12 protein-coding genes are annotated in these 16,965 nt (G+C 67.5%); 6 read left to right on the forward strand and 6 right to left on the reverse strand.

What is annotated here, in order from left to right:
• Positions 1 to 56: 56 nt before the first annotated feature.
• From ACXZ1E_RS14805 to ACXZ1E_RS14815, 3 genes are all read right to left on the reverse strand, one after another.
• Complete coding sequence (locus ACXZ1E_RS14805) at positions 57 to 1,541, reverse strand: maltokinase N-terminal cap-like domain-containing protein (protein WP_458041214.1); 1,485 nt, start codon at positions 1,539 to 1,541, stop codon at positions 57 to 59.
• On the reverse strand, positions 1,538 to 3,307 hold the full coding sequence (treS, locus tag ACXZ1E_RS14810; RefSeq protein ID WP_458041215.1) for a maltose alpha-D-glucosyltransferase: 1,770 nt from the start codon (positions 3,305 to 3,307) through the stop codon (positions 1,538 to 1,540). The genes ACXZ1E_RS14805 and treS overlap by 4 nt, the downstream gene beginning before the upstream one ends.
• 244 nt (positions 3,308 to 3,551) lie before the next feature.
• Positions 3,552 to 4,493 (reverse strand): linear amide C-N hydrolase, encoded by a 942-nt coding sequence (locus ACXZ1E_RS14815; protein WP_458041216.1) that lies wholly within the window; start codon positions 4,491 to 4,493, stop codon positions 3,552 to 3,554.
• Positions 4,494 to 4,672: 179 nt separating this feature from the next.
• Between ACXZ1E_RS14815 and ACXZ1E_RS14820 the strand changes: the two genes are divergently transcribed.
• On the forward strand, positions 4,673 to 6,439 hold the full coding sequence (locus tag ACXZ1E_RS14820; protein WP_458041217.1) for a proline--tRNA ligase: 1,767 nt from the start codon (positions 4,673 to 4,675) through the stop codon (positions 6,437 to 6,439).
• A gap of 36 nt (positions 6,440 to 6,475) precedes the next feature.
• Positions 6,476 to 8,308, forward strand: coding sequence for a lipase family protein (locus ACXZ1E_RS14825; protein WP_458041218.1), 1,833 nt, complete (start codon positions 6,476 to 6,478; stop codon positions 8,306 to 8,308).
• Between the two features lie 18 nt (positions 8,309 to 8,326).
• Here ACXZ1E_RS14825 and ACXZ1E_RS14830 read toward each other — a convergent pair whose 3' ends face one another.
• The 3 genes from ACXZ1E_RS14830 to ACXZ1E_RS14840 all read right to left on the reverse strand — a co-directional run bounded on the left by ACXZ1E_RS14830 (position 8,327) and on the right by ACXZ1E_RS14840 (position 11,584).
• Positions 8,327 to 9,142 carry a DUF1206 domain-containing protein gene (locus ACXZ1E_RS14830; RefSeq protein ID WP_458041219.1) on the reverse strand — a complete coding sequence of 272 codons (816 nt, stop codon included), beginning with the start codon at positions 9,140 to 9,142 and terminating at the stop codon, positions 8,327 to 8,329.
• A 96-nt stretch (positions 9,143 to 9,238) separates the two neighbouring features.
• On the reverse strand, positions 9,239 to 10,045 hold the full coding sequence (locus ACXZ1E_RS14835; RefSeq protein ID WP_458041220.1) for a DUF1206 domain-containing protein: 807 nt from the start codon (positions 10,043 to 10,045) through the stop codon (positions 9,239 to 9,241).
• Between the two features lie 66 nt (positions 10,046 to 10,111).
• Positions 10,112 to 11,584 carry an alanine/glycine:cation symporter family protein gene (locus ACXZ1E_RS14840; protein ID WP_458041221.1) on the reverse strand — a complete coding sequence of 491 codons (1,473 nt, stop codon included), beginning with the start codon at positions 11,582 to 11,584 and terminating at the stop codon, positions 10,112 to 10,114.
• Between the two features lie 275 nt (positions 11,585 to 11,859).
• Here ACXZ1E_RS14840 and nusA point away from each other — a divergent pair, with 275 nt between their 5' ends.
• The 4 genes from nusA (at position 11,860) to rbfA (ending at position 16,842) form a co-directional block, all read left to right on the forward strand.
• On the forward strand, positions 11,860 to 12,846 hold the full coding sequence (gene nusA / locus ACXZ1E_RS14845; protein ID WP_458041222.1) for a transcription termination factor NusA: 987 nt from the start codon (positions 11,860 to 11,862) through the stop codon (positions 12,844 to 12,846).
• 154 nt (positions 12,847 to 13,000) lie between these two features.
• Complete coding sequence (locus ACXZ1E_RS14850) at positions 13,001 to 13,273, forward strand: YlxR family protein (protein ID WP_458041223.1); 273 nt, start codon at positions 13,001 to 13,003, stop codon at positions 13,271 to 13,273.
• Positions 13,274 to 13,328: 55 nt separating this feature from the next.
• On the forward strand, positions 13,329 to 16,136 hold the full coding sequence (infB, locus tag ACXZ1E_RS14855; protein ID WP_458041224.1) for a translation initiation factor IF-2: 2,808 nt from the start codon (positions 13,329 to 13,331) through the stop codon (positions 16,134 to 16,136).
• A gap of 178 nt (positions 16,137 to 16,314) precedes the next feature.
• On the forward strand, positions 16,315 to 16,842 hold the full coding sequence (rbfA, locus tag ACXZ1E_RS14860) for a 30S ribosome-binding factor RbfA (RefSeq protein WP_458041225.1): 528 nt from the start codon (positions 16,315 to 16,317) through the stop codon (positions 16,840 to 16,842).
• Positions 16,843 to 16,965: the final 123 nt, after the last annotated feature.

Here is a 16,965-nt window from a genome sequence, read left to right on the forward strand (position 1 = left end):
CGAGGTAGCCCTGAGCCGGGCCACCTCAGAGCCGGGCCACCCGGTCTGGTGGCGAATTACTCCGCGTTGATGCGCGCGAGCGCGGCCAGCGGGATTCCCACCCACGCGGGGCGGTTGCGCTTTTCGTAGACGACCTCGTAGACGGCTTTATCGGCGACGTATGCCGCGAGCAGCACGCGGCGCTCGTGGGCGCTGGCCTCGTCTTCGGCTCGCGGAGTGTCGCCGCCATCGTTCGAGGCCTCGTCGGCCTCGTCGGCCTCCGGGGGACTCAGAGCCGCGATGTATCCGTCGACGAAGTGAGTGCGTGCCCGCGAAGACCACTCGCTCGAGCGTTCGCCCCGCAGGGCCCACTCTTCCTCATCGATGATCCGGGTCGTGCCTGCCAACGACATCTCCACGACACCGGGCGCATAGTCGAACGAACGCAGCATGCCGGCGACATCTCTCCACGGCGAATCGGGCAGCGCCCGCTCTGTGAAGGGCCGGCCTGGCTCGCCCTCGAAGTCCACGAGGCGCCAACCGCGTGACGTGCGCAGCGTCTGACCGAGATGCAGGTCACCGTGCACGCGCTGCACGTCGAGTCCGTCGAGCGCCGCGACGTCCGCGAAGACGGCGCGCAGTCGATCGGCGTGAGGCTCGATCTCGGGAACCACCCGGAGGGCCTGGTCCAGACGCTCCGTCATGGCAGCCGCGAGAGCCGCGGTGGCCTCCTGCCCGGTCCGATCTGACGGGAAACGCTCGCGAAGCACCGCGTGCACCTTGGCGAGGGCTTCGCCGAGGCGCGCGGCCTCTCCCGCGAAATCGCCACCCGAGTCATCCACTCCCTGTTCGAGGTCTGCCAGCAGCGTGCGGACACTCGCCATCGCGAGCTCGAATCCGTCGGTGGCGGTGCGGAGGAACTCCTGCAGCATGGCCAGCTGGAAGACCTCGCCGTCGACCGTCGCCTCGATCCACCCGTAGAGCTCGGCGATGTACTCCGACTCGCCCCGAGTGAGTTCCTCGTGAATCTCGATGTCGGGGTTCACGCCCGGACTGAGCTTGCGGAAGATCTTCATCATCGCGGTCTCGTCGAACCGGACCGACGAATTGGACTGCTCGCCCGTCATCGGCGAGGGGCGCAGCTCGGGATCGAGGGGCTCGCCGCCGGGCAGTCGATGGAATCGCAACCCACCTGCGTCGGCCTGGCCGCTCGTTTCGGCGGCTACGAAGGCGTCCAGCCAGAGCGCCATGGCGTCGCGGTCGTGCACCGCGTCGTAGAGGTGCCGCTGGTGACCGTCGACCTCGATCGCGCCGACGTACGCGTGGCCGATGCGGTCTTCGATGTCGCCGTAGCCGGCCAGGGGTACTTGGTACAGCTCCGTGCCGCCGACCTCGTCGTCGTACTCCACGGACACGAGGTACACGGTCACCTTCGGCCGCTCGGGTGCCGAAAGCTCAGCGAGCACGCGAGCCTGCGAGACCCGGAACGGGCGTCCCTTGCCGCCGAACCAACGTGTTCGTACGAGATAGCCCTCCAACAGGGCGTAACCGATGTCGCTCACAGCAACCCCACCTCCTCCGACTCGGTCGCCGGCTCGTGCAGTTGGAACCAGTAGAACCCGTGGCCGCCGAGAGTCAGCAGGTACGGCAGCTCGCCGATCCGGGGGAACGGAGCGCCACCGATGAGCTCAACGGGCACCATTCCCTCGAAGCGGCGCATATCGAGTTCGACGGGTTGGGGGAACTGGGACAGGTTGTTGACGCACACGATCACATCGACCGTACCGTCATCGTTCGTGTGCTCTCGGGAGTACGAGAGCACCGACGGGTTCGATCCGCCGAGATCGTTGAAGCTGCCGAGCCCGAATGCCGGATGGCGTTTACGGGCGTGGATCATCTGGCGCGTCCAGTGCAGCAGCGACGAGCGGTCCTCCTGCTGAGCCTCGACGTTGACCGCGAGGTATCCGTAGACCGGGTCCTGGACGATCGGACGGTCGAGCTTGCCCGGGTTCGCGGTCGAGAACCCGGCATTGCGATCGGATGTCCACTGCATCGGGGTGCGGACGCCGTCGCGGTCGCCGAGCCAGATGTTGTCGCCCATCCCGATCTCGTCGCCGTAGTAGAGGACGGGGGACCCGGGCAGCGACAGCAGCAGCGCGGTGAACAGTTCGATCCGGTCGATGTCGTTGTCGAGCAGGGGAGCGAGACGCCGACGGATGCCGATGTTGGCTTTCATCCGCGGGTCCTGGGCGTATTCGTTCCACATGTAGTCGCGGTCTTCGTCGGTCACCATCTCGAGCGTGAGCTCGTCGTGGTTTCGGAGGAAGATTCCCCACTGACATCCGGACGGAATCGACGGCGTCTCGGCGAGGATCTCGCTGATCGGGAACCGCGACTCGCGGCGCACCGCCATGAAGATGCGGGGCATCACGGGGAAGTGGAAGCACATGTGGCACTCGTCACCCCCGACATCCGGATCTCCGAAGTAATCGACGACGTCGGCCGGCCACTGATTCGCCTCGGCGAGCAGCACCCGACCTGGGTACTCGGTGTCGACGATCCCCCGCACCTTGCGGAGGAACTCGTGCGTCTCGGGAAGGTTCTCGCCGTTCGTGCCCGGCCGCTCGTACAGGTAGGGCACGGCGTCGAGTCGGAAGCCGTCCAGGCCCATATCGAGCCAGAATCGCATGGCGTCGATCATGGCCTCATGCACCTTCGGGTTGTCGAAGTTGAGGTCGGGCTGGTGCGAGAAGAACCGGTGCCAGAAGTATTGCTTGCGGACCGGATCCCACGTCCAGTTGCTCGGTTCGGTGTCGACGAAGATGATGCGGGCTTCCTCGTAGAGCTCGTCGGTGTCACTCCAGACGTAGAAGTCGCCGTACAGGCCATCCGGGTCGTTGCGGCTGGCTTGGAACCACGGATGCTCGTCGCTCGTGTGATTCATGACGAAGTCGATGATCACGCGGATGTCGCGCTCATGCGCCGCGTTCAGGAACTCCTGGAAGTCGGCGACCGTGCCGAGCTCCGGCAGGACGCCGGTGTAGTCGGCCACGTCGTACCCGTCATCACGCAATGGCGAGGGAAAGAACGGCGGAACCCACAGGCAGTCGACGCCGAGCCACTTCAGGTAGTCGAGTTTGTCGATCAACCCGCGGAAGTCTCCGGTGCCGTCGCCATCCCCGTCCTTGAACGAGCGCACAAGTACCTCGTAGAAGACGGCGGTCTTGAACCATTCCGGTTCGGGGCTGCCCGGCGTATCCGGAAACGGCTCCTGCGTCATGATCGGGATCGAGGCCGTATAGGGGGCGGGCTCTGCGGCGGCAGTCATACGTTCGTCCTCACTCGGGTGCGGTCGTCGCTGGTTCTACGCGTGCGGGGTGGCAGGCAGGCAATGAACCACCTCTCTAACCTGTCACAGGCGTGCTCTGAGCGCGATCATCCGGGCACCCGTTGCGCGGGGATGGACGTTGCGCTATTGGCCGCGCTGCAGTGTCCCGAGTAGGCGAGCCGTCACGAACCGCTGCATCCGTTCGATGTATGGAGCGTTTTGTGACAGCTCGACGTAGCCGAGCTCAGTAGCGGAGGGCGGCGGGCGCTAGACGGGATGTCTGGTCGCCGACGAGTGATGTGTCGCGCGGGTCGAGACGCAGCGCCTCGGTGGTGCCCGCGAGCGAGGGCACGTCGATCCAGAAGATGCCCGGACTCCGCGTTGAGCCGAAAAAGTATGTGCGGTTCGTGAGGTCCGCCGCCGAGCGCCACCAGGTCGGGTACACGCCGCCATCGGCGTAGGGCGCGCCGTAGGGCACCGACACGTTGGCGATCAGCTGCACGACCCCGGCGACGGCCTCGTCGAGGCTTGCGGGCTCGGGCAGATAGTGCAGGAAGTATGCCGCGCGCACGAACCGGTCGGGCGAGGTGATGTCGCCCGGGGGAGGAAGCTCACCACCGAACGGGCGATAGCGCGCGAGGTTCTCGAGCTGCTGGTCGAGTGTCGGCGAGTTGGCCATCACCGTGAATTCGGGTCCGTGGTGCACGACCATCCGCCCGCCGAGCGGCTCGATGATCGCCGAGTCGCCGGTGCTGTCCTCGAGGGCGATGTGCACGCCGAAGGTTTCGCCGCGGAGTAGGGGAGCGACGATCCGGATGTCTTCCACGGCCGCGATCGCATCCGCAACGGTGGCGAAGTTGTCGAGCAGGTACTGGACCCACATCGTGTGGGCGACAGTCGGGCGTTCGTCGGCGGCGGGGAACGACACATCCTCGGGATCCAAGTACAGCGCGTGAGCAGCCAGACCTGCGTCGTTCAGCCCGTCGACCGTGCCGATGCCCCACATGCTGACGACGACAGTGGCGTGCTGCGAGACCCAGGCGAGGGATCCTTCGCCAGCGTCGCCCGAGCGTTGCTGTCCGGCCGGGATGTACCAGAGCTCCGGTTCGTCGCTGACGGCCCAGTCCATGCACCGTGCCACGGTCTTGGCGATGGGATTGTCGTTCCAGAAGATGCGGGTGCACACGCGGGCGAGCCTATCCGGCCCACGGATCCGTTCGCCTGGCAGTCGTTGCGGGATGGGACGCCACGAGCCAACAACAAGTGCCAGGTGAGCGGATCCAGCGGCGCTGCGCGGACCGGGCGCGGGGATAGGCAGAACGCGGCGAAGGGCCCCGGGCATCCGCGCGCCTAGACTGGACGATCGTGGTCACCCGTCTCTCGCACTACTTCCTCCGCACACTCCGTGAGGACCCCTCTGACGCAGAAGTCACGAGCCATCGGCTGCTCGTTCGCGCCGGCTACATCAGGCGCCAGGCGCCCGGTGTCTTCGCCTGGCTGCCGCTGGGGCTGAAGGTCAAGGCCAAGATCGAGGCCGTCGTTCGCGAAGAGATGGCGAATGCCGGAGCGTACGAGGTGCACTTCCCGGCCTTGCTGCCGCGCGAGCCCTACGAGGTCACCGGCCGCTGGGAGGAGTACGGCGACGCGCTGTTCCGCCTGCAAGATCGCAAGGGCGCCGACTATCTGCTCGCGCCGACGCACGAAGAGGTCTTCACGCTGCTCGTGAAGGACCTGTACTCGTCGTACAAGGACCTGCCGCTGTCGATCTACCAGATCCAGGACAAGTACCGCGACGAGGCGCGGCCCCGCGCAGGCCTGCTGCGTGGCCGCGAGTTCACGATGAAGGATGCCTACTCTTTCGACTACACCGACGCCGGTCTCGACGCGAGCTACCAGTCGCAGCGGGATGCGTACGAGCGCATCTTCTCGCGCCTCGGCCTCGAGTACGTGATCGTGCAGGCGGATGCCGGGGCCATGGGTGGTTCGAGGAGCGAAGAGTTCTTGCACCCGACCCCGGTCGGCGAGGACACATTCGTCCGCTCGGACGGTGGCTATGCCGCCAACGTCGAAGCCTTCACGACGCTCGCGCCCGAGCCGATCCCGTTCGACGGCCTGCCCGAGCCCGTGATCTTCGACTCGCCGAACACGCCGACGATCGCCACGCTCGTCGCCCACGCCAACGCGCACCTCGACGCACCCGCGTCGGGGGAGTGGACCGCCGCGCACACGCTGAAGAACGTGGTGCTCGCGCTCACGCACCTCGATGGCACGCGCGAACTGGTCGTCGTGGGCCTGCCCGGTGACCGCGACGTCGACGACAAGCGCGTCGAGGTCGCATTCGCACCGGCCGCGGTCGAGGCCGCCACCGAGGCCGACTTCGCCAAGCATCCGCTGCTGGTCAAGGGCTACATCGGCCCCTGGTCGACCACGGGAGCGATCCTCGGCGCGGAATCCGCCACGAACATTCGCTTCGTTCTCGACCCTCGCGTGGTCGACGGCACCTCATGGATCACGGGCGCGAACGCGCACGAGAAGCACGTGCACTCGCTCGTCGCGGGCCGCGACTTCGTCGCCGACGGCTTCGTCGAGGTCGCCTCGGTGCGCGAGGGTGACCCGGCTCCGGATGGCTCTGGCCCGGTCAATCTCGCACGCGGCATGGAGATCGGTCACGTCTTCCAGCTCGGCCGCAAGTACGCCGAGGCGCTGGGCCTGAAGGTGCTCGACGAGAACGGCAAGCTCGTCACCGTCACGATGGGTTCGTACGGCATCGGCGTGACGCGCATCCTCGCGATCATTGCCGAGCTGGGCAACGACGACAAGGGTCTGATCTGGCCCGCCTCCGTCGCGCCGTTCGACGTGCATGTCGTCGCGACGGGACGGGATGCCGTGGCGTTCGACCTCGCGGCATCCATCTCCGACGAGCTCGAGGGCGCCGGACTCGATGTGCTCTACGACGACCGGCCCAAGGTGTCACCGGGCGTGAAGTTCGGCGATGCCGAGCTGATCGGTGTGCCCCGGATCCTGATCGTCGGCCGCGGTGCCGCCGAGGGCCAGGTCGAGCTGTGGGACCGCCGCACCGGTGACCGCGAGGTCGTGTCGGTCGCCGACGCGGTCGCTGCCCTCACCTCCTGAGGCCGGTACGCCGGAAGTCGATCTAGCATTGCCCGAGTGACTGACGAGCCGAGGGCCCCGCGCGCGCCCGTGCCGCGACGCGGCGGGGTGGGCCGGCTCGTGGGCCGCGCGCCCGCGTGGGTGGGCGTCGTCGTCGGACTCGGACTGATGGTGCTCGGCGTCTTCATCGTCACCCGCCCGTTGACCTCGCTGTGGGTCCTGGCGATCTATATCGGGATCAGCGCCATCGCCTCCGGTGCGATGGACCTGATCGCGCCACGCGACGTTCCCCGCCGGGCGAACATCCTCCTCGCCGTCCTGTGGATCATCGGTGGTGGCGTGATCCTGTTCTGGCTCGGACGAAATCTCGACCTGTTGCCCGAGCTGATCGCTGGACTGCTGGTGCTCGGCGGGCTCGGGGCGTTCATCGGTCTGTTCCGCGGGCGGGTGAGCGAGAGGGTGCTGGCCGGCGCTTCGGGTGCGGCGCAGGTGGTCTTCGGCCTGCTCGCCCTGTTGTGGCCGGATGTCACCCTGCTCGTGGTGGCGATCGCATTCGGGTTGCGGACGCTGGTGCTCGGGTCGGTCCTGACCTGGCGCGCGTCGCGGCGGATTCGAGGACGTTCTGCGCGCCCCGGTGAGACGACCGGAAACCGCCGCGGGATCGTCTGGGCGGCGGTCGGCCGGTACGCGCTCGCAGCAGTGCTGCTCGGGCTCGCGGGCGGGTCCTGGTGGGTGAGCACGTGGCTGGCCGACGGCGCGCCCGTCGTCGATGCTTTCTACGACGCCCCCGACGGCCCCCCGACCGCCCCCGGCACGCTGCTGCGCGAGGGTGCGTACAACGGACGCACCCCGGTCGGCGGCGAGGTGCGACGCATCCTGTACAGCACAACGGACACTTTCGGAAACCGTGCGCTGGCGAGCGGATTGGTCATCTCGCCCACCGAGATGCCCCCGGGCCCGCGCCCCGTCATCATCTGGAATCACGGCACCACCGGCGTCGCGCGGGGGTGTGCCCCGAGCCTCGCGGATGCCTCGGCGACACGATGGGCGATCCCCGCGATCGATCGCGCCCTGGCGGCGGGCTGGGTCGTCGTCGCGACCGACTACACGGGTCAGGGTGCACCGGGTACTTTCCCCTACCTGATCGGTGAGGGCGAGGCTCGCTCGGCCATCGACGCGGTGCGTGCGGCCGACGACGCGGACGGTATGTGGCTTTCGCCGGAGGTCGTGGTGTGGGGGCATTCGCAGGGCGGCCATGCCGCGCTCTGGGTGAGTCAGGTCGCGCCCGAGTACGCACCCGAACTGAGCGTGCAGGGGACCGTGGCGATCTCGCCCGCGGCCGACCCCCTGGCCCTCGCCGCGGAGCTGGCCCGGACTCAGGATTCGGCGATCCTGTCGGTGCTGATCTCGTGGGTGCTGGTGCCCTACGCCGACACGTATCCCGATGTCGAGATCTCGGACTACGTCGCGCCCGGCGGGCGCTCGATCGTGCGTGAGATGACACAGCGCTGCCCGACCGAGCCCGGCGTCGTCGTGTCGGTGCTCGCCGCGCTCGGGGTCTCGGCCGATCGGCCCCTCTACGACACCGACCTGACGGCGGGAGCGTTGGGCGAGCGGTTGGCGCAGAACTCGGCGACGGGACCCTGGACATCCCCGGTGCTCGTGGCGTGGGGAGGCCGGGACGAGGTGATCCCGTCCATGTTGTACGAGCGTTTCGTCGAAGAACGATGCGCCGAGGGGCAGGCCCTGCAGGTGCGCGTGTTCGATCGGATGGACCACACGGGCCCGATGCTGCCCGGTTCGCCGCTGCTCTCGACCATGATGCGCTGGACGCAGGCGCGATTCGATGGCGTGCCCGTCACGGCCGCGGCGAATGACTGCCCGGCCTGACCGGCGTCCCCGTCGTGGTCAGAGACGCGCGTAGCGGGCGCGGAAGAAGCAGTAGACGCCGTACGCGATGAACCCGACGCCGGCCGCGGCTACGAGCCAGGGCCCGAAGGGGAGCGCGACCAGTGAAGCTATCGCCTCGTCGATCCCACCCGCCTCGGTGGGATCAACCTGTACCGCCGCCGTGACGACCAGAATGCCGACAATCGCGAGGGCGACACCCTTCGCGATGTAGCCCGCGACGCCGAGGGCTGTCACGACGCGTCCGGCAGTGCCCCCGGGCATCCGGAGCTTCTTTCGGAAGCTGCGTGTCGCGCCCTTCACGACGTACGCGCCCCCGATCACCACGATGACGATGCCGGCGACGCCGAGGAGCAGGGGACCGGCGGGCAGCGACAGGACAGTGCCGCTGGCGTCCTGTGCGCTCTCGTCACCGCTCGACCCGGCACCCAGGGCGACCGAGGCCGCGCTGTAGCCGATCGCGGCGTAGACGATCGCCTTCGCCCACTCGCCGATGCGCTTCGCCCAACGCTTTCGCGCGTCATCCTCGTCGACCAGGACGCCCTCGATGACGTACCAGAGGGCCAGGGCGGCGAGCCCGATCGTCAGGATCCACAGGGCGACGAACCCCAGGGGTGCTTCCGAGATCGCGCGGAAAGCTCCGGTCTGGTCGGACTCGCCACCTCCACCCGCGCCGACCGCGAGCACGATCGCGCCGATCAGGATGTGCACCACACCGTTGGCGGCGTAGCCGGTCCGCGCGAGGGTGCGGAATGCGGGATGGGATGCCGCCTTGCGAGCCGTTTGCTCGGCGGAGTCTGCGACGTCAGGGGCCATGCCCCCGAGGCTACGCGCGACCGGAGCCGTTCACGCAGGGGAAGCGCGGGTCTCGACGCCGACCAGCGCGCGTGCTAAGGATCGCCGGAGCCAGGATCACAGGCGCGCGTAGCGCGCGCGGAAGAAGCAGAAAATCCCGTAGGCGATGAAACCGACGCCGATAGCGCCGACGAGCAATGGACCGAGGGCGAGCGCGAGAAGAGCCCCGAGCGCGCCGTCGAGACCGCCGGCCGTGCTCGCCTCGTCCCGGATCGCGGCGATCACGAGCAGCACCGATATCGCGATGAGGGCGATGCCCTTGGCGACGAACCCGACGATCCCGAGGGCGTCGACGAGGGTGCCGAGCCAGCCGTCCGGAACCGAGACCTGCGTGCGGTAGCTGCGCCGCACGCCCATGCCGAGAAAAGAAACCCCGGTGATGCCGACGCCGATGCCGACTCCGACGAGCAGGAATGCCCCACCGGGGATCCGCAGGACTCCGCCGCTGAGTGCTTCCGCCGCGCGCTCGCTGCTCAGTTGCGCGCCGAGTGCGATGGCGGCCGCGACGGTGCCGAACACGGCGAAAACGGCGGCCTGTCCCCATTGGCCCACGCGTCCGCCCCATCTCTGCACCGGATTCTCGCGGTAGACCAGCACGCCCTCGGCGATCTTCCAGACGGCCAGGGCGAAGAATCCCGCGGCGATGATCCAGAGCAGCGTGAACCCCAGGGGAAGCACGGCGATGGCCCGCAGCGCGCCCGTCTGATCGCTCACTGCATCGCCCCCGCGAGCCACGATCAGGGCGATGGCGCCGATCAAGCCGTGCACGATGCCGCTCGAGACATATCCGAGCCGCGCCAGGCCGCGGAACCACGGCACAGTCGTCGCCTCGCGCGCAACGCGCTTCGGGGCATCGGTGTCCATCGGCTCAGCCTAGGTCTGGCCGGCCGAGCCGATGGACACCTTCAGGACACCAGGGCGGCGGTGCCCCTATCGTTTGCGGACTTTCTCCTTGACGACGTCTGTGTCCACGTCGACGTCTTCCCATGCCGTGACATCGAGGTCGAGGTCGGCGAACTCCGCGACGTTGAATACCGGTCGGTCCACTCCGGCCTTCACCTGGCTCACGTAGTCCGACACGAATCGCAGTGCTGTGGGCAGCATCGCCAGAATCGCGATGAGGTTCGCGACCGCGAGCACTCCCATGAGCGGGTCGGAGAAGAAGAACACCGCGGTGGCTCCCGGAGCGATCGCTCCGATGAGGACGATCGCGATGACCGCCCAGCGGAGGATGTGGGTGGCGATGTTGCTCTTGGTGAGTTCTCGCAGCGCCGTCTCACCGAGGTAGTAGTTGTACATGATCGAGCTGAACGAGAAGAGCAGGATCGAGAACGTCAGAACATACAGGGTCCAGTCGCCGAGGCTGTCGGCCAGGGCTGTCTGGGTGAGCACGATGCCGTCGACCTCCTCGTTTCCTGGAACGTAGGCACCGCTGAGCAGGATGACGAACGCGGTCGCCGAGCAGACCAGCATCGTGTCGACGAACACCGAGAGCATCTGGGTGATGCCCTGGCTGACCGGGTGCTTGACGTAGGCGGTGGCCGCGACGTTCGGAGCCGAACCGAGACCTGCCTCGTTGGAGAAGAGGCCGCGCCGCAGTCCGTTGGCGATTGCCGCACCGATTCCGCCGGCGACGGCGGATTCGAAGCCGAAGGCGTTCTGGAGGATCGTCCAGATCATGGCCGGGACCTCGGTGATGTTGACGGCGATGACGATGAGAGCCATCAGCAGGTAGACGATGGCCATGACGGGCACGATCACGTCGGCGACCTTCGCGATGCGCTGGATGCTGCCGTAGACGATGACGCCCGCGAGCGCGGCCATCACGATCCCGGTGATCCAACGATCGATGGAGAAGGTGTTCTCCACCGCACCCGCGACCGTGTTCGCCTGGAAGGCGTTGAACCCGAGAGCGAACGAGGCCAGCAGGCTCACCGCGTAGATGATCACGAGCCACTGGAAGCTCTTGCCGAGGCCGTGACGGATGTATGTGGCTGGCCCGCCTCGGAATGATCCGTCGGGCATGCGGCGCTTGAATGCCTGCGCCAGCGTGCACTCGATCAGGCTCGTCGCCATGCCGACGAGGGCGATCATCCACATCCAGAAGACGGCGCCGGGGCCACCCAGCGTGATCGCGACCGCCACGCCCGCGATGTTTCCGCCGCCGACGCGACCGCCGATCGAGACGACGAGCGCCTGGCGCGCGCTGATCTGGTCGGGATCGGCCACTTTGTCGCCGCCGCCGAGGACCCGCCACATGCGCCCGAAGTATTTCAGCTGGATGAATCTCGTCGAGATCGTGAAGACGATGCCGAAGATGACGAGCATCGGAATCAGCGACCACCCCCAGGTGAAGAAGTCGATCTGAAGGAAGATGCTTTGCAGGAACGCCATGATGTCCATAGATCGACCGCTTTCCGTGTTCAGGGTTTCTTCAGCTTTTCGTCAGGTTGATGAAAGCCGAAGCGCGTTTCGCCTACATTTCGAGTTCACAACGGTCGCAACACGAACGGGGCTACCTTGCCCGAGAGTGCGGCCGCGTGCGGATGCACCGGACTGTAGCAACGATGCGGCGGCGCCGCACTCATCCGCACCGGCTTCTCGTGATGACATCCGGTAAAGTAGGCGGGATGTCGACGCGTGTGACGCGTTGACGAGAGCTGAATAGGGAGGTCTCCGTGGATATCGATCTCGGACTGCTGAAGACGATCGAGCGGGAGAAGGAAATCCCCTTCGACGAACTCGTGAGCATCATCGAGCAGGCGATTCTGACCGCCTACGGCAAGCACACGTCGCCCTCGGGCGAGGCGCCGGATGGTGCCCGTGTGGTGATGGACCGGAAGACCGGCCATGTCGGTGTTTTCATTCCCGTGACGGACGACGACGACGCCGTCATCGGCGAAGAAGAGACCACTCCCGACGACTTCGGTCGCATCGCCGCGTTCGCCGCCAAGCAGGTCATCGGCCAGCGGCTCCGGGACATCGCGGATGACGCGGTGCTCGGGGAGTTCAAGGGTAAAGAGGGCGACATCGTCGCCGGTGTCGTGCAGCAGGGACCCAACCCGCGCATGATTCACGTCGATCTCGGCTCGGTCGAGGCCATCCTGCCCCCCGAAGAACAGTCGCCCGGCGAGGCGTACCCGCACGGCTCGCGTCTGCGCGTTTACGTCACGAGCGTCGGCAAGGGGCCGAAGGGCCCGTCGATCACGGTCTCGCGCACGCATCCGGGTCTCGTCCGCAAGTTGTTTGCGCTCGAAGTGCCCGAGATCGCGTCGGGGCTCGTCGAGATCATCTCGCTCGCCCGCGAGGCCGGGCACCGCACCAAGATCGCGGTACGGGCCAACGACCCCGCGATCAACGCCAAGGGTGCGTGCATCGGCGAGATGGGGCGTCGCGTGCGCGCCGTCACCGAGGAGCTCGGCGGCGAGAAGATCGACATCGTCGACTATGACCCCGAACTGGCGAAGTTCGTGGGCAATGCGCTGTCTCCTGCGAAGGTGACGTCGAGCTTCATTCTGGATGCCTCGACCAAGGCCGTTCGTGCTCTCGTTCCCGACTATCAGCTGTCGCTGGCGATCGGCAAAGAGGGCCAGAATGCGCGGCTCGCGGCCAAGCTGACCGGCGCGAAGATCGACATTCAGCCCGACAGCATCCTGGAGTCGTAGGGGATCAATGTGGCGAAGCCGCGTTGATGCGCTACGACTCCAGATTGAGCGAGCGTAGCGAGACGAAATCTCCCACGTCGCCGTTTCGTCTCGCTTCGCTCGCTCAACGACCGGGGCTACGCTCGCTCAACGACCGGGGCCTCGGAGGTGTAAGATGGAACCTGTACGGACGTGTGTCGGATGCCGCGCACGTGCCCCCCGGTCGGCCCTTCTCAGGGTCGTTTCCATCAATTCTCATCTCGTCCCAGACGAGCGTGGGTCGATGCCGGGTCGGGGTGCGTGGGTGCATGAGACACCCGCCTGCGTGGATTCCGCTCTGCGGCGCCGCGCGTTCGTACGAGCACTACGTGCTTCGGGGCCACTCGACACGCAGACGTTAGAGAACAGGCTGAACGGCTATGGAAACAAAGTGAACGGCTCAGAATGAGTCCCGTCCGCGACTAACGGTCTGCCCTGCCTGGGTGGACCCAGACAGGAGAATTGTGGCTTCCAAACCACGCGTACACGAGATCGCTTCCGAGCTCGGCGTCGACAGTAAAGTCGCGCTGGCCAAGCTCAAAGAGCTCGGCGAGTTCGTCAAGAGCCCCTCGTCCACGATCGAGCCCCCCGTGGCTCGCAAGCTTCGCCAAGCGCTCGAGGCCGAGGGCGCAGCCGCGCCTGCGGCCCCGGCGCCCGCCGCCGCGTCGTCGTCCCCGCGCCCGGCCGGTCGTCCCGGTCCCGTGCGCCCGGCGGCGCCGGCTGCACCCGCGGCCGCTCCCGCCCCGGCTGCTCCCGCCCCGGCGCCCGCGACCCCGGCGCCCGCCGCGGCCGCACCGGCACCGGCAGCCCCCGCGGCGCCCGCCGCACAGGCTCCCGCTGCCCCGGCAGATGCGCCCGCAGCTGCAGAGGCACCCGCGGCACCCGCGGCCGAAGCATCCGGTGACGCCTCGGCGCCCCCGCGTCCCGGAGGAGCACCGCGCCCGGGTAACAACCCGTTCGCGAGCGCGCAGGGCATGGGACAGCGTCCGGCAGGACCGCGCCCCGGCAATAACCCGTTCGCCAGCGCGCAGGGCATGGGTCAGCGCCCGTCCCCGACGCCCGGCAACATCCCGCGCCCGCAGGCGCCGCGACCCGGCGCCCCGCGTCTCGGCGCACCGCGTTCCGGCGGCCCCGGTCGTCCCGGCGGTCCCGGTCGCCCCGGTGGCGCCCCGTTCCAGCAGCGTCCCGGCGGCCCCGGTCGCCCCGGCGGTGCCGGCGGCGGTGGCTTCCGACCCGGCGCGCCCGGTGCGGGTGCCCCCGGCGGCGGTGGCTTCGCAGGTCGCCCCGGCGGTGGTGGCGGCCGCGGCCGTGGCCCCGGCGGTGGCACGGCAGGTGCCTTCGGTAAGGGTGGCGGCAAGTCCAAGCAGCGCAAGTCGCGCAGGGCCAAGCGCCAGGAATTCGAGATGAGGGATGCCCCGGTCGTCGGTGGCGTCAACGTCCAGCGCGGTAACGGGCAGACGATCCGGATGCGCCGTGGTGCATCCATCTCGGACTTCGCCGACAAGATCGAGAACATCACCGGCTACACCGTGCAGCCCGGCACGCTCGTCACCATCCTGTTCAACCTGGGTGAGATGGCGACCGCGACGGAGTCGCTCGACGAGGCAACCTTCGAGGTCCTCGGTGAAGAACTCGGCTACAAGATTCAGATGGTCTCTCCCGAGGACGAAGACAAGGAGCTCCTCGAGAGCTTCGGTCTCGACCTCGATCAGGAGCTGGCCGACGAAGACGAGAGCGATCTCGAAATCCGTCCCCCCGTCGTCACCGTCATGGGTCACGTCGATCACGGTAAGACCAAGTTGCTCGACGCGATCCGCAAGGCCAACGTCGTCGCCGGCGAGGCCGGTGGCATCACGCAGCACATCGGTGCCTACCAGGTGTGGACCGAGCACGAGGGCATCGAACGCGCCATCACCTTCATCGACACCCCGGGTCACGAGGCGTTCACCGCCATGCGTGCACGTGGTGCGCAGGTGACCGACCTTGCGATCCTGGTGGTCGCGGCCGACGACGGCATCATGCCGCAGACGGTCGAGGCTCTCAACCACGCTCAATCGGCCGGTGTGCCGATCGTCGTGGCGGTCAACAAGGTCGACAAGCCCGACGCCAACCCGGCCAAGGTTCGTCAGCAGCTCACCGAATACGGTCTGGTCGCCGAGGAGTACGGCGGAGACGTGATGTTCGTGGATGTGTCGGCCACCAAGGGCACCAACATCCAGGATCTTCTGGATGCGGTTCTTCTCACGGCCGACGCGGGCCTGGATCTCACGGCCAACCCGAACAAGGCTGCCCGCGGTGTCGCGATCGAAGCGAAGCTCGACAAGGGCCGCGGTTCGGTCGCCACCGTCCTCATCCAGTCGGGAACGCTCCGGGTCGGCGACGCGATCGTGGCGGGCACGGCTTACGGCCGCGTGCGTGCGATGGCGGACGAGAACGGCGAGCCCGTGCTCGAGGCCTACCCGTCGCGGCCCGTGCAGGTGCAGGGACTCAACTCGGTGCCCCGCGCCGGCGACACGTTCATCGTCACCGACGAAGACCGCCTCGCGCGCCAGATCGCTGAGAAGCGTGAAGCTGCTGAGCGCAACGCTGCCCTGGCGAAGGCGCGCAAGCGTATCTCGCTCGAGGACTTCACGCGTGCTCTGCAAGAGGGCAAGGTCGAATCGCTCAACCTCATCATCAAGGGTGACGTCTCGGGTGCCGTCGAGGCCCTCGAAGAGTCGCTCCTCAAGATCGAGGTCGACGACTCGGTGCAGCTGCGCATCATCCACCGTGGTGTGGGTGCGGTGACGGAGTCCGACATCAACCTCGCAACGATCGACAACGCGATCGTGATCGGGTTCAACGTCCGGCCCGATGCCAAGGCCCGCGAGCGTGCCGCCCGCGAAGGCGTGGATGTTCGCTTCTACTCCGTCATCTACAACGCGATCGACGACGTCGAGCAGTCCCTCACCGGCATGCTCAAGCCGGAGTTCGAAGAGAAGCAGTCGGGTGTGGCCGAGATCCGCGAGGTGTTCCGCTCCTCCAAGTTCGGAAACATCGCCGGTGTCATCGTCCGCAGCGGAACGATCACCCGAAACGCGAAGGCCCGCGTCATCCGCGAGGGTGTCGTCATCGCCGATGGCCTGGCCATCGAGTCGCTGCGTCGCTTCAAGGACGACGTCACCGAGGTGCGCACGGACTACGAGGCCGGTATCGGACTCGGTAAGTTCAACGACATCCAGATCGGCGACGAGATCGAGACGACCGAGATGGTGGAGAAGCCGCGCGGCTGATCTTGATCGGGGTGCGGACGGGAAATCGTCCGCACCCACATCGGCTCCGGTTCCGGATGCCGGTGGTGGAAGCAGAGCGGGAACCTAACCCGATGCTTCCGCCGCCGACATCCGGAACCTCCGTCGTTCTCCACGCGCTCACTGCGCGGTGGGCTGGTGATGAGAAAGAAGTAGGAACATGGCAAGTGAGAGAGCGGCGCGCGTCGCCGACCGCATCAAAGTGGTTCTCGCCGAGCGTCTCGAGAAGGGACTGCGCGACCCGCGGCTCGGGTTCGTGACCATCACCGATGTCCGTGTGACCGGCGACCTGCAACACGCGAGCGTGTTCTACACGGTGCTCGGGTCCGAAGAAGAGCGCGCCGATAGCGGCAAGGCTCTGGCCTCCGCGACCGGGCTCCTGCGCTCAGAGCTCGGCAAGCACCTGAACACCCGGTTGACCCCGTCGCTGACGTTCATCGAAGACGCTCTGCCCGAGAGCGCCGACGCGATCTCGGCGCTGCTGCGCGAGGCGCGCGAACGCGACGCCGCCGTGGCGGGCCTCGCCGCGTCGGCACAGTACGCCGGCGACGCCGACCCGTACGTCAAGCCCCGCGACCTCGCTGATGACGCAGACCCCGCTGATGACGCGGACCTCGCTGATGACGCGGACCCCGCTGATGACGCGGACCTCGCTGACGCTGAGGCAGCCCCCGACGCCGACGCCTGATTGCTCGCCGAGTGCGCCGGTTCTCGCCGAGTGCGCCGGTTGTGGGCGCGAGAAACGGGCGGACTGGGTGGCAACCGGCGCGCTCGGTGAGTCGCTGTGGGGATGATGTCCCGGGACGGCGGG

Source organism: Pacificispira sp. HM-600, from assembly GCF_977993705.1.